This is a genomic window from Streptomyces sp. NPDC001339, from assembly GCF_042895955.1.
GTDB lineage: Bacteria > Actinomycetota > Actinomycetes > Streptomycetales > Streptomycetaceae > Streptomyces.
Genome location: NZ_JBIAWT010000006.1, coordinates 372,696 through 392,769 on the forward strand (window position 1 = coordinate 372,696; position 20,074 = coordinate 392,769).

The following is a 20,074-nucleotide window of genomic DNA, read 5'->3' on the forward strand; positions in this document are numbered from 1 at the left end:
GCGTCAGGCGTGGACGACGACACGACCGGCTCCGTCGACGAGCCCGTGAACGAGCTGGCGGAGGACCCGTCCCTGGGCCCGTCCGCCGGCTTCGAGGACCAGGAGAACCGGCAAGGGCACGAGCAGGCGGAGGAGGAACTCGCCGAGCAGGCCGACCATATCCGCCGGCTGCGCCGGCAGGGCCTGCGCGTGCCCTTGCTCTCCGGCGGCGTCACCGGCTTCGGCAGCGGGGACGCCGCCGGGACGATGCACAAGACCTACTACTACGGCGCCGCTCCTCAGGCCGACCCGGCCGACGGACGGATCTCGGACGCCGACCTGGACCGGCTGCGCGAGCTGTACGTGGAGCCCGGCTCCCACGGTGAACTGAGCAGGCACCTCATCCGCCATGGCGTCGCGGTACTGCGCGGGGCTCCCGGCTCCGGGCGCCTGACCACGGCGCTGCTCGCCGCGCAGGAGGTGATGGACGCCGAGGTCGTCTACCTGGACCCGGAAGCGGACCTGAAGCGGTTGCTGAACAAGGACCTCCGGCACGGCGGCCTCCAGTCCGGCCGGGGTCATGTCGTCGAGGGCGACGGCCGGCCCTGGGCGTCCGCGCTGCGCGGGCAGCTCCTCAACCTCCTGCGCGGGGAGACCTACGGGCGGTCCCCGCTGGTGATCATCGTCGACGACCAGGTGCCGGTCGACGGCCTGGACGATCATGTCGTCGAGCACCGGAACACGGAGGAGCTGCGGTTCGAGGTGCTGAGCCGTCATCTGACGGCCCTGCTCGACGACCGGCCGGAGAGCTGCCGCAAGCTGCTGGAGCACGAGGCCCTGCGCGAAGAGCTGCGCGGACGCACCTCCATGGCGGAAATCGCCGGCCTTGCCCGGCAGTTGGCGCAGGGCGAGCGGGACGGCCACGACACCGACCGGATCGTCCAGGGGCTGAAGGCCCGGCTGCGCGCCAGGGCGGACCGGCTGCTCCGCCCGCCGGCGCCGTCCGGGGACGGCACCGCGGGGACGCTGCAGGTCTCCCTGTGGTCCCGGGCGTTCCTGCTGGCCTGTGTGGTGCTCGACGGCACGCCCCTGAGCCGCGTCAGCCGGGAGTCCCATCGGCTGGCGGAGCTGCTGCACGGTGTGCGCTCACCGTCCTCCGTACCCGAGATGCCGCTGTTCCAGGAGAGCCTCAAGGACTGGCTGGACGACTCCGACGTGGGGTTCACCGACCGCGAGGGGAACCCGGTCGAGGCCCGGCATCCGGAGTGCCGGGTACGGGTCAGCCAGCGCGGCCTCGGCGAGGCGGTGCTGGAGGTGCTGTGGCACGACCACAGCGGGGCGCGGAGGCCGCTGCTGGAGTGGCTGGACAGCCTGGTGACCCGGGGCGAGGAGGACATCCGGGTGGCGGCGGCCCAGACGGTCGGCCTGCTGGCCACCTTCGACTGGACCTATGTCCAGGAGGAGCCGCTCGTCCGCTGGGCGACCGACAAGGGTGAACACGCCGCCCGGCGGCGGTTCGCCGCGGCGTGGGCGCTGGAACGGGCGGCGGACGACGCCCTGCTCGCTCCCCGGGTGCAGCGGCTGCTCCGGAACTGGTCCAGGAGGCGCGACTACCAGGCCTGCGCCGAGGCGGCGTACGGCACCGCGATCGGTGTCCTGTTCCCCGCCGAGGCGCTGGACAATCTGGAGCGGATCGCGCAGTCGCAGCGGAAGAGCGTACGAGCCGCCGTCCATGAGATCTACGCCGCGGGGTCGCGGACCCAGACCCTGGAACGGCTGGCGGACTGGTCGCTCTCACCGCACTACCTGCTGCGCGAGGATGCCGCGATGTGTCTCCAGCAGCTCAGCAGGTTCCGCGGCGACCTGGCGATCACCGGCTTCCTGAAGGAGCCGGTCCCGCGCTCGCACCTGCTGCGGCTGACCCGGAACGTCCTGCTCAGCGGTGACCACGCCATCTGGCGGCGCGGCTGGGACACCCTGCGGTTGTGGGTGGAGCGGGCCGGGGACGAGCCGGGGCTCGACGGGGCGCTGGCCGCGTTCGTGGCCGAGCTGCCGCCGGGGGACGACGCCCGGTCGGACGAGCTCCGCAGCCGGTTCCTCTTCTACCTGCCGCTGTGGGCGCACCAGGGCATCGGTGCCGACGCGGCCGCACAGATCGAAACCCACGTACGGGAAAGGTGGTCGACGACATGACCAGCACCTCGCGCCGCGGCCCGCTCGTCTGGCTGCGCGCCCTCCTCGGCCGCGAGCCGCAGGCCGCCGCACCGCTCTTCGAGTCCGCCGAGGTGAACGTCAACGTGAACGTTCCGGAGCTGACGGCGGTGCACCAGGAATCCACCGTCGCGTTCGAAACCCCGGCCGCCGGCGGCGGGTTCGACTTCCAGGTCGAGATCCGCTGCGAGTGGTGTGCCGAGGGGCGGCTGGACCACTCCGCGCTGAGCCGCGCCATCGACGGCTACCGCTCGGCCCTGCCGCAGCTGCTCACCGAGCGGGTCCGTGCCATCGCCGGCCGCTACGAGCCGTTCCGCGTGGCGGAGGCCGAGCACGCCGTCAACCAGGAGCTGGGCAAGGGCGAATGCTTCGAGAACGGCCTGGTGAGGTGCCGCACCACAGCCTTTCTCCGGCCCGCGCCCGAGGTGCTGGAACAGCAGCGCAGGGCGGCCCTGGAACTCCAGGAGATCGAGCACCGCTACGCCAAGTCGGCGCTCCAGGTACGGCTGCTGAGCGAGGTGTCCGAGCAGTGGCGGGCGTTCCTCGCCGGGGGTCTGGCCGGTGTCCGGCCCGACGACGAGGCGAGCTCCTGGCTCACGCCGTGGGCGGTGCTGCTGGCCGAGCAGCCGGACAAGGCGGCCACCGAGGTCGGCAGTATGTTCCGGCTGCGCCAGGAGCATTTCGACCGGTACGTCAAGCTGCTGGGACGGCAGCACAAGGAGTACGAGGCGCGGGACCTGTTCGAGTTCGTCGCGAAGAACGAGCAGCAACTCGGCCAGGCCATGCGGCTCTTCGGCCTGTCCCTGCCGGGCGAGGACGGCTCCGGCGACGGGCCGGCCGGACCGCTGCCGCGGCCGGCCCGGAACTGAACGGCCCTTCCGACGGCTCAGGCCAGGAGCGGCCCGGCGAGGAAGGAGAGCCCGGCGGCCACGGCCATCAGCCCCGTCCACACCACCCCCCGGGCGATGTACCGGTGCTTGGCCATCACCACCCGGGCCAGCACCGGAATCAGCTGCCAGATCTCCTCCCGCTCGCTGTTCTCGTCCGCCGGCGGCGGGGTGCCGTCGGCCGCGGCCAGCAGGGGCAGGCTGAACCGGTTCGGGGCGGGGGGCGGCGCCAGCCGGGGGCGGAGCGCCTGGACGACGCAGTACACACCGGGCAGAAACGCCGTCACATGCAGCACCAGCAGGGCGACCGCGATCCAGGCCGCCGGCCCGCCGCGCGCCCAGGCTTCGCGTACCACACCGCCCTGGGGGACGGCCGTGGCCATCAGCGCGGCCTGGGCGGCGCCGAGGATGCCGACCTTCGTGTCGGCGAACTGGGCCGACGCCTGGAGCGAGGTGTAGACGGCCAGCCCTGATCCAAGGCCGATGGCGGTCTCCTCGTCCGCGGCGGAACCTCCGGCGGTGCTGCGGGTGACGGGGATGGAGCGGGACACGGGAACCTCCTGACACCGAGTGGTCGAAGGCCCCCAGTAACTCCCCCGGCGCTGCCCGAGAACAGTCACAAATGCGGATTCCGTTCAGCGGATTCCGTTCAGCGGATTCCCTTCCCTTGGAGAGCCCAGTGAGCCCAGTGAGCCACCAGACCCGAGTGTCTCCCCGTCGACTCCTCGCCATGGCCATGGCGCTGGCCGCCGTCATGGCAGCCGGCGGCTGCGGCGCGTTCGACATGCCCCAGGCCCGGCCCTGCACCTGGCTGGACGGTGCCTCCGACGCGGCACGCGACGCCCCGGCGCGGACCGTCGTGCTCGTCGACCGCAGCTCGTCCACCCGCCCGGACCCGGCCACCGCACCGGGGGCCCGGGTACCGGACTGGGCGGCCACCCTGCTCGCCACCCCGGGACTCGCGCTGCCGGAGCTGGAGGGCGGCCGGCTCTCCGCCGCCGGCTTCGACGGCACCCGGGCCACCGTCGACTGGGCGGTGGACCGCGTCTCCGTCACACCGGTGAAGGGCAACGACACGCTGCGCGAGGACCGCCGGCACGTCCGGCGCGGCTGCCTGGAGAAGCGGCTGCGGCAGCTGTCCGTCACGGCGCCGGGCACCGCCCGTACGGATGTGCTCGGCGCCCTCGCCGCGGCCGCCGACCAGCTCGGCCCGGGTCGCGGCCGCCGCCGGATCGTCGTGGCGACCGACGGACTGGCCAACACCGGCTGTGCCGACCTGCGTTCCGCCGGGTTCGACGGCACGGCGGAGATCGAGGCGGTGGTACGGCGCTGCCGCACGGCGGGCGAGCTTCCCCCTCTGAAGGGCGCCGAGGTGACCTTGGCAGGTATCGGCCGCGCTGCCCGGGGCACGGCGCCATCGTCCCCGCAGACCGCGTGGCTGACCTCGCTCTGGACCGGGCTGTGCGAGGCGTCGGGGGCCGCGCGGTGCACGGTGTCCGCCACCGCCCGCACCCGTGAGGCCGGAAAACCCGCCGAGGCCGGGAGGGACGACAAGGCCGGGGAGACCGGGAAGGCCGAACCCGCGGTGGCCTTCCCGGCCGTCTCGGAACGGCCGGCCGGGAAGGTCACCACCCTTACGCTCCCCGGCTCCGTCCTCTTCACGACCGACAGTGCGGAGCTCTCCCCGACGGCACAGAGCACGCTGGACGACGTCGCACGCCGCATCAAGGAGCTCCGCCCCCTCTCGGTCGCCGTCTCCGGGCACACCGACTCGCGCGGCAGCGAACAGCACGGCAGGCAGCTCTCCTCGGCCCGCGCCCAGGCCGTCCGGTCCGCTCTCGTCCGGCGCGGGATCAGCGTGACCTCCGCCCGCGGCTACTCGGACGACCGGCCCAGCTGCGCCCCCGAATACCGGAACGGCACTCCGGACTACGCGGCCATGGCCTGCAACCGCCGGGTGGAGATCGCCGTGACGGTGCGCCGCTGACCGGACGCGCATACCGATACCTCCGACCCACACCTCTCCATCCGACCCACACCTCTCTCCGCCCCACATATCGCAGCGAAGGATGCGTTCATGTACCGGAACCACCAAGGCACTCCCTGCCACCACGGATGCGGATGCGACATCCGGCACCTGGTCAAGAGCGCCGAGCAGGGCCCCGAACGGGACCCCGAGCACCTGGACAACGGCGAGATGCGGATGCTGCTGCGCGCGGCCCGCGAGGTCGCCGAACTCGTCAGCCACAACCGCGAGCAGCTGGCCGCCGCGCGGGCCCGTACGATCACCGCCCACGCCCGGTCGGAGGAGGCGGTCGAGTTCCTGGCGCGCTTCGAGGCCGCCGCCACACTCCGGTCGGCCGTGGCGGAGCGGGCGAAGGTCGCGGCCCGCCACGCGGAGGACGGGGCCCACGACCGCCGTCGCCGCGAGATGTGGATCCGGGTGCTGCGCTGGCCGGTCATCGCCGCGATGGCCGTGTTCGACGCGTGGTACTTCATGCGGGTCTTCCAGTACCTCACCGTCAGCGAGGAATCCGTCTCCCTGATCGAGCAGACGGTCTCCTTCCTGCCCGGTGTCGTCCTGGCCCTGGCGCTCATGCTGTCGGGGCACGCCATCGCCGCGCCGCTGCACGGGATACGCGAGCGGCTGCACGCGCTCCGTGAGCGCCGTCCCGCGCTCGCCCTGCTCGGTTCGCTCGCGCTGCCCGTCCTCTACCTCGCCGCCGTACTGTTCACCGTCACCGTGTGGGCGATGCTGCGAGCGCGCGACACGGGAGTGGGGGAAGGGGAGGTCGAGGGCGCCCGGTACGCACCCGGCTGGGTGGCCGTGCTGATGCTGGTCCTCGCGATCACCGCGGTGGCGATGAAGGTCGTCGCCCACAACCCTTACGCGGACAGCGCCGCCGAGGCCCGCCGCGCCGTACTGCGCGCCCGGGGCACCTACGCCTGGCTGGTACGGAGGAGCGGCGCGGCCCTGCGCGACCATGAGCAGGCCTGGAGCGATCTGTGCGCACTCCGCGACGAACTGGCCTCACACGTCCGCCTGGAGAGCATGCGCGTCTGGGAGGCGGCGATCCTCACCGCCCGGATGCTCCACGGCCAGGCCGGACCCACGCCGCCCACCCCGGCCGCTCTTCCGGGCGGCGAGGCGGCGCAGACACCCATGGCTGCCTGGCCGGCGCCACTCTTCTCCGGTGTGGTCGAACCCCCGCCGGAGCTCGGTCCGCTGATCGAGGCGCACCGGATCTCCGTCACCTGCGCCCCGGCCGAACTGCGGGCCCGCCGTACCGAACTGATCACCCAGATCGACCGGCAGGCGGCGGTGTAGGCCCACAGACAGGCTCACGGACAAGCCCTGGCACGAGGACGGCTCTACCACGTGCGCCCCAGCGCCTGTTCGGCCCAGATGATCTTGCCGTCGGGGGTGTAGCGGGTGCCCCAGCGCTGGGTGAGCTGGGAGACGAGGAAGAGGCCCCGGCCGCCTTCGTCCTCGTCGGCGGCGTAGCGCAGATGCGGGGAGGTGCTGCTGGTGTCGGAGACCTCGCAGATCAGGGTGCGGACGTACAGGAGGCGTACCTGGATCGGGCCGGTGGCGTAGCGGATGGCGTTGGTGATCAGCTCGCTGAGGACGAGCTCGGTGGTGAAGGCCATGTCGTCCAGGCCCCAGCGCGTCAGTTGCCGGGAGAGGTCCGCCCGCGCGTCGGCCACGGCCGCCGGGTCGGAGGGGACCTCCCACTCCGCGATGCGGTCGGACGGGAGCAGGCGGGTGCGGGCGACGAGCAGGGCGATGTCGTCGCGCTGGCGGTCCGGGAGCAGGGCGCCGAGGACGGCCTCGCAGGTCTCCTGCGGGGTGCGCCCGGGGTGTCCCAGCGCGGTGGCAAGGGTGCGCATCCCGGTGTCGATGTCCCGGTCGCGGTCCTCGACGAGACCGTCGGTGTACAGGACGATGCTGCTGCCCTCGGACAGGCGCACGTCCAGCGCTTCGAAGGGCAGTCCGCCGAGCCCGAGCGGCGGTCCGGCGGGGAGTTCGGGGAACTCCACGGTGCCGTCGGGACGGACCAGCGCCGGGAGGAGGTGGCCGGCGCGGGAGAGGCTGCACACCCCGGCGGCGGGGTCGTAGATCGCGTACAGGCAGGTGGCGCCGGCGAGGACGGCCTCCTCGTTCCCCGCGGCGGCCTCCTGGTCGATGCGGTTGACCAACTCGTCGAGATAGCTGAGGAGTTCGTCGGGCGGCAGGTCGAGGGTGGAGAAGTTCTGCACGGCGGTACGCAGCCGGCCCATGGTGGCGGCGGCGTGCAGCCCGTGGCCGACCACGTCGCCGATGACCAGGCCGACGCGGGCGCCGGGCAGCGGGATCACGTCGAACCAGTCACCGCCCACCCCGGTCTGCGCGGGCAGGTAGCGGTGGGCGACATCGAGGGCGCTCTGTTCGGGCAGGCCGCGCGGGAGCAGGCTGTGCTGGAGGGTGACGGCCATGGCGTGCTCGCGGGTGTAGCGGCGCGCGTTGTCGATGCAGACGGCGGCGCGGGCACCCATCTCCTCGGCCAGGGACACATCCCCCTCCTCGAAGGGCGGCCGCTCCCGGGTGCGCCAGAAGTTGGCCACGCCCAGGAGCACGCCGCGCGCCTGGAGGGGGACGGTGATGAGGGACCGGCAGCCGTGGGTCTCGACCAGGTGGAAGCGCTCGGGATCCTGGGCCCGCCAGTCGTCGTCCACCGTCAGATCGCTGACCAGCACGGACCGTCCGGTGACAAAGCCCCTGGCCATCGGGGTGGGCGGGGGGTAGGTGTGGACCTCGTCCACCCGGTACAGGGGGTGGTCGTCGCGGATGCCGGAGAGGGCCACCCGGCGCAGCTCCGGCGCCTCGCGGTAGGAGCCCGCCGGTGGCTCCCCGCCGCTCAGGACGGGTTCGGAGAGGTCGACGGTGACGTAGTCGGCGAACCAGACGGCGGCGACCTGGGTCAGTTCCTCGGCGGTGCGCTGCACGTCGAGGGTGGTGCCGATCCCCATGCTCGCCTCGTAGAGCAGCCGCAGCCGGCTCTGGGCGGCCTCGGCCTTGCCCGCGAGGGCGAGCAGTTCGGTGGAGTCCCGCAGGGTGGCCACGCTGCCGGGCGGGCCGCCCCGGCGGTCCGTGGGCCGGTTGTTCACGGCCAGCAGGCGGTCCCCGACCGGCATCACCTCGTCGGTGGCCACCCGGCCGGAGATCAGCAGATCGGCCATCCGGGGGGAGAGCCCGAGGTCGGCGACGCGGCGCCCCTCCGCGTCCGGTGCCAGGCCGAGGAGGCGGCGCGCCTCGTCGTTCGCCAGGACGACCCGTCCGTCCGCGTCGGCGATGAGCACGCCCTCGCGCACGGCGTGCAGCACCGCGTCATGGTGCTCGTACATCCGGGTCATCTCGGCCGGGCCGAGTCCGTGGGTCTGCCGGCGCAGCCGTCTGACCGCCAGTGCCGTTCCGGCCGTGGCCAGGGCGAGCGCGGCGGCGCCGGCGCCGAGGACGACCGGGAGTTGGCGGTCGACCGCGCTGCTGACCCGGGAGACCTTCAGGCCGGACGACACCAGGGCCACGATCGCGCCCTTGGCGTCCCTGACCGGGACGACCGCCTGGACCTCGTTCCCCAGCGGGCCGTGGACGCTCTCGATGGTGACGCGCCCCTCCAGCGAGGGCTTGATGGTGCCGACGAAGTGCCGCCCGATCTCTCCGGGCTGCGGGTGCGTGTAGCGGATGCCGTCCCGGTTCATGACGACGATGAAGTCGACGCCGCCGGCCTTGCGCGCGGCCTCGGTCAGCGGCTGGAGCACCGCGCTGGGGTCGGGCCCGCGCAGGACGTCCACCAGGCCGGGGCTGTGGGCGAAGGTCTCGGCCGCGGCGAGCGAGCGGGCGCGGGCGCCCTCGAACCGGTCGCTCCGGGACTGGAAGAGCAGCGTGGTCACCGCGGCCACGACCAGCAGTGCCACGATCAGGATCTGCAGGACGAACATCTGGCCGGCGACACTGCGGCCGCCCGCCATCGAGCGCAGGCGCCGCGCGGAGCGCTGCGGCGAGCCGTCACCCCGCTCACGCCGGTTGCTGCGGCCCGGGCGCCGACCGGTGAACCAGCGCCCCGAAGGTGGCCACGGAAAGCGGCCGGGAATTCGGGCCATACCCCATGTGTACCCCGCGCCCCCGCGCGTCCGATACGCACCACGCCGGATATCGCATGACCATACGACGGGTTCACGGCTCGGAGCGGCACCGCCCTCGTGACATGCCGAGACCTCGCGACATGCCGGGAGCGTCAGTTCCGTCGGCCCAGGGCCTTGGCGCGGGTGTGCGACCAGCCGGTCAGCAGCACTCCGACGGCGACGAGCAGTGCGTGGGCGCCCAGGACGACCCCGAAGCCACCGCCGAGCCAGCCGAGGACTCCGGTGTTGTCGTGGTCGAAGAGCAGCCGGACCGCCCCCTGGGCGAAGAACACCATCATGACCGCGCCGATGATCTGCAGGACGTCGTACTTCACTGGTCCCCCTTCATGGTCTCCGAATCCCTCGTCGGGACGTTACGAACGTATCATTGGGGAGTTACGGAATATGACCGAATGCCGCAGTAAATTCGATTTACGTCACACAAATTCAGGTGCTGAAAAGGGGAAATGTGCGTGAGGAAAAGAAAGCGGGAAGGAAGTCCGTGAGCGGCCCCGTGTGCCGGATGTGCCGTACCGCCCTCACCCCCGCGGGGCGCGGCCGGCCGGCCCTCTACTGCTCGCGCGGCTGCCAGGCCAAGGCCTACCGGCGGCGCAAGCAGACGCCTCCCCCGGCGGCCGGACGGCCGGCCGCGGCGAGCGGTGCCCAGGCCCGCCGGCGCCGGCAGATCGCCGAGGCGCTGTGGCGGATCGCCGCCGAGCGGGGACTGCACGCGGCCAGTCTGCGGGAGGTGGCGGCGGAGGCCGGGGTGTCGCTGCGGGCGGTGCAGTACCACTTCGAGAACAAGCATCAGCTGCTCGTGGGCGCGCTGCATCTGCTCCACGAGGAGAACGAACGGATCGCCCGCTCGCGCATCACGGACGACCTCTCGGATCCGCGCGCTCTGCTGCGCGCCGTGCTGGACGAGTTCCTCCCGGTGGACGCCCAACGCACCACCGCACTCCGGGTGTTCACGGCCTATTACGTCCGGAGCCTGACCGACCCCGCACTCGCCGAGGTCTTCCTCTCCGCCGAGCAGCACCTGGAGCGGATGGTGGCCGGGCTGATCGAGACGGCGCAGGCGGCCGGGTGCACCGCGCCCGGCCTCGACGCCCGGTGCGAGGCCGATCTCCTGGTCGCGGGGGCGGTCGGGCTGGGCACCGACGTACTGCACGGGCGCCGCACGCTGGACGACGTACGGCGCACCCTGGACTACCACCTGGACAAGATCTTCGCCGGGGACCCGGTGCGCACGGCACGAGTCCCCGGCGAAGACCGCCGGACCGCCGCGGACGATCAGCGGGCGGCGGGCGCGGACGCTCAGCGGGCGGCGGGCTCCGGATAGAACTCGCGCCGCCGGCCGCGGCGGTCCCTGAGCCGGCCGAGCAGGCCGGCCGGGTATTCGAGGAGCCAGTAGCTCACCGTCGCCACGGGCAGTGCCACCAGGTACACGATCAGCAGCGCGACCGGGAAGCCCGACGGGCCGGCGGGGAGCACCCCGGCCTGGTACAGCTGGCGCATCACCGGCTCGTGCCAGACGAAGAGGCTGTAGCTGATCAGTCCGACGGCAGTGAGCTGACGGGCCGTCAGCAGGCGCTGCACGGCGTGCGGCCGTCGCAGGTGGACGGTGCTGAAGACCAGCACCGTCCAGAGGGCGGAGGCGATCGGGTGGTAGAAGGTGGCGGCGAAGCTCTCCGGCCCGGAGGGCATGGCGAGCGCGAGCAGGCCGGCCAGGGAGAGGGCCGCCAACGGCAGCGCGCCGCGCGGGCCGAGGCGGCCCCGGTCCCCGAGCGCGGCCGTCGCCACGGCCAGCCCCATCCCGGCCGCGAACCCCCCGAAGCGGGCCTGCGGGCCGAAGTAGGCCACCCAGTCGGTGTACGGCACCCCGAGCCCGTAGCGGGCGACCGCGAGCCAGACGACCGGCACCACGAACAGGAGCGCGCAGCCCGCCGCGCACACCGCCACCCGGCTGCCGCGCCGCCGCAGCGGGCGGCAGGCGCGGACCGCCAGCGGACCCAGCGCCACCAGGACGAGGTAGAACAGCACCTCCAGCGAGAGCGACCAGGTCGGGCCGATGGTGTAGAAGATCCGCTGCTGGTCGAAGACATGGGTGAAGGTGAGGTGCTCGACCAGGTCCCGCCAGTTGCCCGGCAGGGTCGGATTGCGGCTCGCCCAGACGACCAGGACCGCCACGAAGTACAGCGGAAGGATCCGGATCGCCCGCCGGAAGAGGAACAGCCGGGCGGGCCGGACCGAGCCGCCGTCGAGGGCGGCCCGCGCGTACGGCAGCGTCAGCAGATACGCGGACAGCACGAAGAACAGGTCGATGACCTCCAGGGAGAGGACCGCGCCGACCAGCGGATTGTCGATCGGCGGATGGCTGCCCTGTGCGTCGTGGCGGACGTACTGCTGCCAGACGTGGAAGACGACGGTGCTCAGCGCGGCCAGTCCCCGCAGACCGTCGATGGCACCGGCTCGGCTACGGGCCGGTGCGGCGGCCGTGCTCATCGGCGGGCCACCGCCTTCGTGGCGGTCCGGGGGGTGACCCGCCACTGCCGGTCGCCCAGCGCCTCCTTCAGATGGGCCTGCCGGGCCACCATGTTCTTGAAGTGACTGTAGAAGACGGTCGACACGACGAAGTACGACCAGAACCACCGGCGGCGCGAGCGGAGTTCGGGGACCGCCAGCCGCCAGGCGAACAGCGCCTGTACGGGCCCGGCCGCCAGGGTGACGAGCAGGGCCAGGACGCACACCGGTACCGCCCAGTCGAGGTGCTGCGGACCGCCGGCCTTCCAGACCGAGTACAGCAGGATCGGCAGGATCTGCAGGGTCAGCCACGGCTGCACCTCCCGCCAGCCCAGCAGGACGAGCAGGCCCAGCTTCTGACGGGCCGTGAACACCGGAGACCGCAGCCCCGGCCACAGGTGCTTGAGCGAGACCTGCAGCCAGCCCTGTGCCCAGCGGGAGCGCTGGTTCCACAGCGCCTTCGGGGTGGTGGGCGCCAGCTCGCGCGAGATGAGGGTGCGGTCGACGGCGAACCGGGCGCCCTCGGCCAGGGCGCGCAGGGTGGAGTCGATGTCCTCGGTGAGCATCGAGCCGTGCATCCGGGTGCGGGCGAGCAGGTCCGTGCGCCAGAAGCCGTTCGAGCCGCCGAAGACGCCGAAGCCGTAGAGCCGGGTCCGGCCGGGGTGGCTGACCGCGTAGATCGCCTCGAACTCCACCGCCACCAGCTTCGCGATCCGCGAGCTCTCGCCGTTGCGTATCACGCAGTGGCCCTGGACCACGTCGTAGCCGTTGGACAGCCAGTGCCAGGCGTCCCGGAAGGCGGTGGGGGCGGGGTGGTGGTCGGCGTCGAAGATGCCGACGAACTCACCGCGGACGCGGGTGACCGCGGCGTTGATGTTCTGCGCCTTGGAGGTGGAGCCGGCGACCGGCAGCAGAACCAGCCGCGGGTCGCGGGCGGCGATCTCGCGGAGGGTGTCCTCGACCGGCAGCGGGTGCGGCGTGTTGTACGCCAGCACGATCTCCAGCTCGCCCGGGTAGTCGACGCGGAGGAAGGATTCGACCGTGTCGACGATGGTCGCGGCCTCATTGGGCAGATACGCGGCGATCACGGCACTGGCCGGCGGGTACGGCGCTCCGGGCCGCTCGGGCCGGTCCGCCGCGTCGAGGGAGAACAGGCACTCCAGCACGATCAGCACCGCGGACAGCACCAGCCCGGCGACCACCACCCAGTACATCGCCGACGCCAGGTCCCAGCCCAGCGTGTACGCCTGCTGGTAGAGCACGAACGGGGCGCCGACGCCGAGCAGCAGGGCCAGCACCGGCGAGAGCGCCGAGAGGACGGGGCGGATCAGCCTGCTGAGTGGCGGGCGCCGGTGGCGGTGCGGTGCGCCGCGCATCCAGGGCGCGTATCTGACCGGCCGCAGGTCCCGGTACCGGAGCGCCTCCCGGACGGCGTCCCGGGCCTGGCCGATGGCCTGCGTGCCCTCGGTGCAGCCGGTCAGCGGCAGCCAGCCGATCGCCGGGGTGAGGCGGACGTTCTCGTCCGCGACGACGAACCGGGTACCGGCCACGGCCCCGGCGAACTTCTCCAGGCCGCGGCGGGCGGTCTCCTCGTCGACGCCGGGCAGCAGCATCAGCAGGCGGCCGTCGTCGTCCCAGCCGAGCCGGTCGCAGACACTGCCCAGCTGCTCGGCGGCCCCGGCCAGCCGCTCGGCGACCTCCCGGCGGATCCGTTGCCCGAGGCGGGCCTCCAGGGCGGCCATCTCGGCCACCCCGACCACGGCGACGGCCCCGCCGCGCCGGGCGGCTTCGGGGCGCCGCAGCTCGCGGCCGAGCTCGTCCAGGAAGTGCGGCCGGGAGTAGAGCCCGGTACGCGGGTCGCGCGGCAGGCTCTCGACCGGTACGGGGACCCGGCGGAGCTTGGCCTCGATACGGGCGGACAGCTCGTCCGGGTCGGCGGCCTCGGGTACGCAGTCGTCGGCCCCGTGGCGCAGCAGGTTCACCACCCCGGCGGGCTCCGGCGCCGGGGTGACCACGAGCAGCGGCAGCGCCCGTCCGGCGGGGGCGGTGCGCACCTCCTGGATCAGGTCGAGGCCGCTGTCGTGCCGTTCGCCGGGCGCGCGGTGGGCGTCGAGGGCGACGACGGCGTCCGGGCGGGTCTGCCCCATGCGCCGGCCGATCTCGCCGGGCGGGGCGTGGCTCACCTCGTGGCCGGTGGCGCGCAGGGTCCGGGTGAGCCGCTCCAGGCGCGGCCCCGGAGCGCCGGCGACCAGCACATGGCCGCCGGTGCGGAGGTCGCTGGGCGAGCTGTCGAGGGCGGAGTGGTCCGTGGTGTCGAGCAGGGCCGCGGGGAAGCCCTGGGCAGGGTCGTGGTGCGAAGTGAGCACCTGGGAAGGTCCTTTCGTGCGGGGAGACATGCGAAAGCGGGTCCGGAGGCCGCGCAGGGGCTTCCGGACCGTCAGCCGAGCCGGGTTTCTGTCAGTTACATGACAGATAACAAGTCGCGGTCGCTCTCGCTCTCCGTCTCTCCGCGGGACGGACGACGGCGCACGGGCGCACGGGCACTAAAACGGGCACCAAGTCGGGGAACGCACAAGGGCGTTCCGGCATGGGTCGCATAGGAAGGTCCCATCCTGAATCGGATCGTGGGGGCGGACCGAAGGTTCGGGTGCCGACTCTCCCGCGAAACGGGACGGTCGGCAACACCACCCTCGACGCCCTCTGTGACACCACACCTACATCGGGGTAACGCTGTCATTACGGCGAATCGTCCGGGCGGTTCCGCCACCCCTGGCCCCCTGTGCCGTCTGCCGCCTTTCGCGGGTAACGCCCCGTGTTCGCCCGGAACACGACCCGTGGTCCCGGACCGCCGTACCGCGCAGGGCTCGAAATACCGTTTTGAGCAGGGGCTTTGTGCGCTGCGGCGAGGCCGCGACAACAGGCGGGGCCCGGCTCCGCGCCGTAACATTCTGAATATGGCTGAGCGGCCGGAGACGCCCACCGCGCCGGAACTCGTCGTCGAGTCCGACGGTGGCACTCAGGTGATGAGCCCCGGCCGCGTCTATCACGTGGGGCGGGACCCCACCAGCGAGGTCGTCCTCCGTGATGCCAGGGTCTCCTGGCATCACGCGGTACTGCGCGCGGAGGGCGGCCACTGGCTGGTGGCGGACGAGGGCAGCACGAACGGCACCTTCGCCGACGGTCGGCGGATCACGGAAGAGACCGGGGTCGGGCCGGGCAGCGTCATCCGGTTCGGAAACCCCGCCGACGGACCGTGCGCGGTGCTCTCCTCCGCACCCCGGCCGTCCCGGGCCGAGCAGCCCTCCGCCGTCTCGCACCCCGCCGGCACCCACACCTTCCGTCAACCGAGCGCCGTACGGCCGATACCGGCCGCCCGGACCACCAGAATCGGCCGCGCACCCGACAACGACCTGGTCGTCAACGACCTCACTGTCTCCCGCAGGCACGCGGAGCTGCACGCCGGTCCCGACGGTTTGGAGATCGTCGACATGGGCAGCCACAACGGCACCTACCTCAACGGCCGGCCGGTCGACCGCGCCCCGATGTCCGCCGGTGACATCGTCGGCATCGGCCACTCCACGTTCGCCCTGGTCGGCGACGAACTACAGGAATTCCTCGACACCGGCGAGGTGTCGCTGGACGTACAGGGCCTGGCCGTACGGGTCGACGGCGGCCGCCGGACGCTGCTGGACCGGGTGTCGTTCCCGGTGGGCGAGCGGTCGCTGCTGGCGGTGGTCGGGCCGAGCGGCGCGGGCAAGTCGACGCTGCTCAACGCGCTGACCGGGCTGCGCCCCGCGGACGAGGGCACGGTGCTCTACGACGGACGCGACCTCTACCGCGACTACGCGGAGCTGCGTCGGCGCATCGGCCTGGTGCCGCAGGACGACATCCTGCACCAGCAGCTGACCGTGCGCCGGGCCCTCGGCTACGCGGCACGGCTGCGCTTCCCCGAGGACACCGCGAAGGCCGAACGGCAGGCACGGGTCGACGAGGTGGTCCACCAACTGGGCCTGGACCAGCGGGTGAACCAGCCGATCCACAGTCTCTCCGGTGGCCAGCGCAAGCGGGTGAGCGTGGCCCTGGAGTTGCTGACGAAGCCCTCGCTGCTCTTCCTCGACGAGCCGACCTCCGGTCTGGACCCCGGTATGGACCGGTCGGTGATGCAGATGCTGCGCGGTCTGGCGGACGACGGCCGTACGGTCATCGTCGTCACGCACAGCGTGCTGAGCCTGGACGTCTGTGACCGGCTGCTGGTCATGGCGCCGGGCGGGTCGGTCGCGTACTACGGGCCGCCGGAGCACGCGCTGCCGTACTTCGGGTACGCGCAGTGGCCGGAGGCGTTCGAGGCCTTCGAGAACGACCGCGGCCAGGACTGGGCGGGCCGGTACCGCGCCTCACCGCTGCACCAGCGCTATATCGCCATGGACTCCCACCAGCCTCCGCGCGCCCCGGAGCCGCCGAAGGCCCCGGTGGAGGCGCCCGCCACGCAGAGCTGGGGCGCGCAACTGAGCACCCTGGTCCGGCGGTACGCGGCGGCGCTCGGCTCCGACCGCACCTTCCTGGTCATCATGGTCGCGCTGCCGTTCGTGATGGGCGCGATGGCGCGCGCCCTGGCGGGTTCCGCCCTCACACCGGACTCGACGCTCAACACACTGTTGATCCTGAGCGTCGGGGCGGTACTGACCGGCGCCGCCAACGCCGTGCGCGAGCTGGTCAAGGAGCGGACGATCTACCGGCGGGAGAGAGCCGTCGGCCTGTCCCGTACGGCGTACCTGATGTCCAAGGTGCTGGTGCTGGGGCTGATCACGGTGGTGCAGGCCGTCGTCCTCACGATGGTGGGGCTGGGCGGTGTGCGGCTGAACGCACCCGGCGGCAAAGGCGTGTTGCTGCCGCCGCTGCTCGAACTCACCCTTGCCGTCGCCCTGTTGGCGTTCACCGCCATGATGCTCGCCCTGGTGGTCTCCGCGCTGGTACGCAAGGAGGAGGCCACCATGCCGCTGCTGGTCCTCGTCGCGATCATCCAGGTCGTGTTCTGCGGCGCGCTGCTCTCCCTGCACGGCGTACCGGGGCTGGAGCAGCTGGCGTGGCTGGTGCCGTCCCGGTGGGCGTTCGGCGCCATGGCGGGCACCATCGACCTGCACCGGCTGATGCCGGAGAACCTCACCGCGGATCCGCTGTTCCAGCACACCCCCGGGATCTGGCTGCTCGACATGGGCATGCTGGTGGTGCTCTCCCTGGTCTCGGGATTCCTGGTGGCCCGGCTGTTGCGGCGGCACGAGCCGGAAATCATGCGCAAGTAGCCCGAGGAGCCGCCTGTGACCTCACCAGAATTCCTCCCCAGCCATATCGTCCCGCCGCGAGGTATGGCGTCCTGGCCGGCGCCGGACGCGACCCTGCCCAGCTCACCGCTCGATCCGCTGCTGCCCGTCCAGGTCATCGACCGCCGGGGCGACTGGGCGCAGGCGTTGTGCTCCAACGGCTGGTCGGCCTGGGTGGACGGCCGGCTGCTGCTGTCCGTACCGCGCGAACCGCCGGCCGCCGCACAGCCCGCCGCCCGCGCCGCGGACCCCCGGCCGCTGCTGGGCGAGGTGGAGGGCGAACTGGCCAGGTACCGGCAGCTGGTCGAGGAGCTGGCCGCCGGGCAGCTCGACGGCGAGGCGTTCGCCGAGCGGACCCTCGGCACCCGGCTGGGCGTGGTCGTGGACGGTGACGCGGTCTGGCTCTACGACACGCGGCACGAGCGGTGGTGCTACTGCGACGGGGTGTCGCTCCAGACGTACGCGGTGGGGTCGGGGCCGTCGTCCCGGGGCTCCGGAGAGGAATCGCCGCCGGCGTACCCGCCGAGGCCGTCGGGACCGCCGGGTGAGGTCCCGTGAACCCCGCGAACGGCGAACCTCCCCACCGGGAGCGCTCCACCGCGCCCGACTCCTCCGGGCTGCGCGGCCGCCGGATCGCCGGGTACCGGCTGGACGACGAGATCGGCCGGGGCGGGATGGCGGTGGTCTACCGGGCGGAGGACCTCCGGCTCGGCCGCACCGTGGCGGTGAAGCTGCTGGCACCCGAGCTCGCCCGGGACGACACCTTCCGCCGGCGCTTCGCCCATGAGTCACGTGTCGCCGCGGCCATCGACCATCCGCACATCGTGCCGGTCTTCGAGGCCGGTGAAGCCGAAGGGCTGCTGTACATCGCGATGCGCTACGTACAGGGGCGGGATCTGGCGGCGCTGCTCGACCGGGACGGGCCGCTGCCCCTGGACACCGCCTGCCGGATCGCCGCACAGGTGGCCTCCGCGCTGGACGCCGCGCACGCCCACGACCTGGTGCACCGGGACGTCAAACCGGGCAACATCCTGATCGCCGAGGGCACCGACCCCGACCGCCCCGAGCACGTCTACCTGACCGACTTCGGGCTGACGAAGAAGTCGCTGTCACCGACCGGGTTCACCAGGGCCGGACAGTTCGTCGGCACGCTGGACTATGTGGCACCCGAGCAGATCTCGGGCCGCCCGGTGGACGGCCGGTGCGATGTCTACAGCCTGGCCTGTGTGCTCTTCGAGATGCTCACCGGCGGACCGCCGTTCCGGCGCGAGGACGATATGGCGCTGCTGTGGGCGCACCAGTACGACCCGCCGCCGGCCCTCACCGAGCTGCGCCCCGACCTGCCACCGGCCGTCGACGAGGTCTTCGCCCGGTCCCTGGCCAAGGCGCCCGACCAGCGCTACGAGACCTGCCGTGGCTTCGTCGAGGCGCTGCGCGCGGCCGGCCGCGCCCCCGCGCCCGAGCCACCGGCCGCCACCGCTCCGGCCCACCCGCCGACCCAGGTGACACCCAGCCCGGACCGGACCGCCCGCCGCCGCAGCGCCGCTCCCCCACCGCCGCCGCACTGGGCGACCGCGGTGTTCCCCGGCCGCCCGGGAAGACCGGAGAGCGGCCAGGGCTGAGGAGCACTACTGGACGTCCCCCGGGGACACCTGCCCGGGATGCCGTACCCGGCGCGCCGGCAGGCTGCCGAGGAAGCCGGTGACCAGGCCCCAGAGGAGGCCCGCCGCCACCAGGCGGAGGAGCTGCGGCCGCACGACGACCTCGCCGCCCAGGTTCCCGCCGAGGTCGCCGACGCCGATCAGGGAGATCCCGTAGTGGGCGGTGATCCGGGTGAGCAGTCCGACGGCGAGCAGGGTGAGGCCGAGCGCCACGGCCATCCCGACCGCGTGCCGCCAGGCCGGCAGCCGGGCCGGCGAGCGGACCGCCGCGGTGAAGGCGGCGGTCAGCAGCACCACGGCCGCCACCGCCACCAGCAGCCAGGCCCGGCCGTCCCGCTCGGCGACCGAGCCGAAGTCGAGGGTCTGCGTCCCGTCCCTGCGCAGCACCAGGTCCAGGACGTTCGGCAGCGGAAGGCCGATGGCCTTGTCGGCATGCCCGACCCAGCCACCGCCGGTGCCCACGCCCAGCGCCATCCAGGCCAGGTTCGGCAGCCCGAGGAGCAGCACCGCAAGGGTCTCGGCCGGACGGTCCCGGGTGATCAGCTCGATGACGCCGATGACGAGCGCGATCGCCACATAGGCCAGCAGGGTCAGCACCATCGCGAAGGCGGGCGGCCGGAACGAGTTCTGGAAGCGCAGCAGCGGGGAGGAGAGCGGGGCACGGCGGGAGACGAGGAAGACCAGCACCAGCAACGCCAGCAGCCACAGCAGCCCGAAGCCGAGCGTCGCGCCCACATCGGCGCGGAACCCGACGGTGGGGGTGCTGCCCAGCTCCGCGCCGATCTGGTCGACGAGGTCGTCGCCCACCAGGATCCGGAAGTCGTGCCGGGCGGCGAGCGCGACCACCAGCAGGAGCACCAGCCAGCACACCGCCGTACGGCCGATCCGGCCGAGCAGCTCCGAGGTGCGTACCACGGCATGCCGGCGCAGCGGCAGCAGGAAGACGGCGGCGAGCACCAGCGCACCGGCCACAGTGACCGACAGCGGTACGGCGTCCAGCCCGGCGTCCGCCTCCCCGAAGACCCCGGCCTCGCCGGACAGCCGGAGCGAGCCGCCGGCTGCGACCACCACGGCGGCCGCGACCACCGACGGGAACGCCCCGCCGGGCAGATCCCCGGCACCGGCCGCCCACAGCCCCAGCGCGGCGACCACGATCATGGTGACGATCCCCGCCAGGGCCGTACCGAGCGCCTCCGCCCAGGCCGTCACGGCGGGCGGGAGGCCGGGGGCACGTACCGGCCCCGGCGGCTCGGTGGGCGCGTGGCCTGGCATCTGAACGGTCTCCTCGCGGGACGGGGACGGCATCGCGGGTCCGGCGTACGCACGCGGCACG

The 20,074-nt window shown here is 73.0% G+C and carries 14 protein-coding genes; 8 read left to right on the forward strand and 6 right to left on the reverse strand.

The features are described 5' to 3' along the window. Positions 1–9 precede the first annotated feature (9 nt). A complete protein-coding gene (locus tag ACFY12_RS19890; protein ID WP_390717114.1) occupies positions 10–2,172 on the forward strand; it encodes a hypothetical protein in 2,163 nt (720 codons plus the stop codon). After that, positions 2,169–3,059 (forward strand): hypothetical protein, encoded by an 891-nt coding sequence (locus ACFY12_RS19895; RefSeq protein ID WP_390717115.1) that lies wholly within the window; start codon positions 2,169–2,171, stop codon positions 3,057–3,059. The genes ACFY12_RS19890 and ACFY12_RS19895 overlap by 4 nt, the downstream gene beginning before the upstream one ends. A gap of 17 nt (positions 3,060–3,076) precedes the next feature. Here the strand turns inward: ACFY12_RS19895 and ACFY12_RS19900 are convergent, their stop codons facing one another. Then, positions 3,077–3,628, reverse strand: coding sequence for a hypothetical protein (locus tag ACFY12_RS19900; protein WP_390717116.1), 552 nt, complete (start codon positions 3,626–3,628; stop codon positions 3,077–3,079). 155 nt (positions 3,629–3,783) lie between these two features. Between ACFY12_RS19900 and ACFY12_RS19905 the strand changes: the two genes are divergently transcribed. Together ACFY12_RS19905 and ACFY12_RS19910 are read left to right on the forward strand one after the other, a co-directional pair. After that, entirely contained in the window at positions 3,784–5,064 is a 1,281-nt protein-coding gene (locus tag ACFY12_RS19905; RefSeq protein ID WP_390717117.1) for an OmpA family protein, read from the forward strand. Positions 5,065–5,154: 90 nt separating this feature from the next. After that, the gene (locus ACFY12_RS19910; RefSeq protein WP_390717118.1) at positions 5,155–6,405 is read left to right on the forward strand and encodes a hypothetical protein; all 1,251 of its coding nucleotides are present in this window, start codon (positions 5,155–5,157) and stop codon (positions 6,403–6,405) included. Between the two features lie 44 nt (positions 6,406–6,449). Here the strand turns inward: ACFY12_RS19910 and ACFY12_RS19915 are convergent, their stop codons facing one another. Then, on the reverse strand, positions 6,450–9,218 hold the full coding sequence (locus ACFY12_RS19915; protein WP_390717119.1) for a SpoIIE family protein phosphatase: 2,769 nt from the start codon (positions 9,216–9,218) through the stop codon (positions 6,450–6,452). Between the two features lie 134 nt (positions 9,219–9,352). Continuing rightward, the gene (locus tag ACFY12_RS19920; protein ID WP_390717120.1) at positions 9,353–9,574 is read right to left on the reverse strand and encodes a hypothetical protein; all 222 of its coding nucleotides are present in this window, start codon (positions 9,572–9,574) and stop codon (positions 9,353–9,355) included. Between the two features lie 167 nt (positions 9,575–9,741). Here ACFY12_RS19920 and ACFY12_RS19925 point away from each other — a divergent pair, with 167 nt between their 5' ends. Continuing rightward, positions 9,742–10,581, forward strand: coding sequence for a TetR/AcrR family transcriptional regulator (locus ACFY12_RS19925; RefSeq protein ID WP_390717121.1), 840 nt, complete (start codon positions 9,742–9,744; stop codon positions 10,579–10,581). Here ACFY12_RS19925 and ACFY12_RS19930 read toward each other — a convergent pair. Continuing rightward, positions 10,557–11,744: an acyltransferase family protein gene (locus tag ACFY12_RS19930; protein WP_390717122.1), complete on the reverse strand. Its 1,188-nt coding sequence runs from the start codon at positions 11,742–11,744 to the stop codon at positions 10,557–10,559. The two genes, ACFY12_RS19925 and ACFY12_RS19930, sit on opposite strands and share 25 nt — an antisense overlap. Next, positions 11,741–14,128 (reverse strand): glycosyltransferase, encoded by a 2,388-nt coding sequence (locus ACFY12_RS19935; RefSeq protein ID WP_390717123.1) that lies wholly within the window; start codon positions 14,126–14,128, stop codon positions 11,741–11,743. Before ACFY12_RS19935 ends, ACFY12_RS19930 begins: the two co-directional genes overlap by 4 nt. 588 nt (positions 14,129–14,716) lie before the next feature. Between ACFY12_RS19935 and ACFY12_RS19940 the strand changes: the two genes are divergently transcribed. From ACFY12_RS19940 to ACFY12_RS19950, 3 genes are read left to right on the forward strand one after another with little or no spacing between them, the layout of a single operon-like run. Next, positions 14,717–17,062 carry an FHA domain-containing protein gene (locus ACFY12_RS19940; RefSeq protein WP_390717124.1) on the forward strand — a complete coding sequence of 782 codons (2,346 nt, stop codon included), beginning with the start codon at positions 14,717–14,719 and terminating at the stop codon, positions 17,060–17,062. Between the two features lie 15 nt (positions 17,063–17,077). Continuing rightward, positions 17,078–17,638, forward strand: a complete 561-nt coding sequence (locus ACFY12_RS19945) for a hypothetical protein (protein WP_390717125.1) — start codon at positions 17,078–17,080, stop codon at positions 17,636–17,638. Next, positions 17,635–18,702, forward strand: coding sequence for a serine/threonine-protein kinase (locus tag ACFY12_RS19950; protein ID WP_390717126.1), 1,068 nt, complete (start codon positions 17,635–17,637; stop codon positions 18,700–18,702). Before ACFY12_RS19945 ends, ACFY12_RS19950 begins: the two co-directional genes overlap by 4 nt. Before the next feature lie 6 nt (positions 18,703–18,708). Here the strand turns inward: ACFY12_RS19950 and ACFY12_RS19955 are convergent, their stop codons facing one another. Then, positions 18,709–20,013, reverse strand: a complete 1,305-nt coding sequence (locus ACFY12_RS19955) for a streptophobe family protein (protein WP_390717127.1) — start codon at positions 20,011–20,013, stop codon at positions 18,709–18,711. Positions 20,014–20,074: the final 61 nt, after the last annotated feature.

Bases quoted from the DNA above. Each gene is read 5' to 3' on its own strand.
- ACFY12_RS19895 (WP_390717115.1), top strand. From the start codon at position 2,169: ATGACCAGCACCTCGCGCCGCGGCCCGCTCGTCTGGCTGCGCGCCCTC.
- ACFY12_RS19910 (WP_390717118.1), top strand. From the start codon at position 5,155: ATGTACCGGAACCACCAAGGCACTCCCTGCCACCACGGATGCGGATGC.
- ACFY12_RS19915 (WP_390717119.1), bottom strand. From the start codon at position 9,218: ATGGCCCGAATTCCCGGCCGCTTTCCGTGGCCACCTTCGGGGCGCTGG.
- ACFY12_RS19930 (WP_390717122.1), bottom strand. From the start codon at position 11,744: ATGAGCACGGCCGCCGCACCGGCCCGTAGCCGAGCCGGTGCCATCGAC.
- ACFY12_RS19940 (WP_390717124.1), top strand. From the start codon at position 14,717: ATGGCTGAGCGGCCGGAGACGCCCACCGCGCCGGAACTCGTCGTCGAG.
- ACFY12_RS19955 (WP_390717127.1), bottom strand. From the start codon at position 20,013: ATGCCAGGCCACGCGCCCACCGAGCCGCCGGGGCCGGTACGTGCCCCC.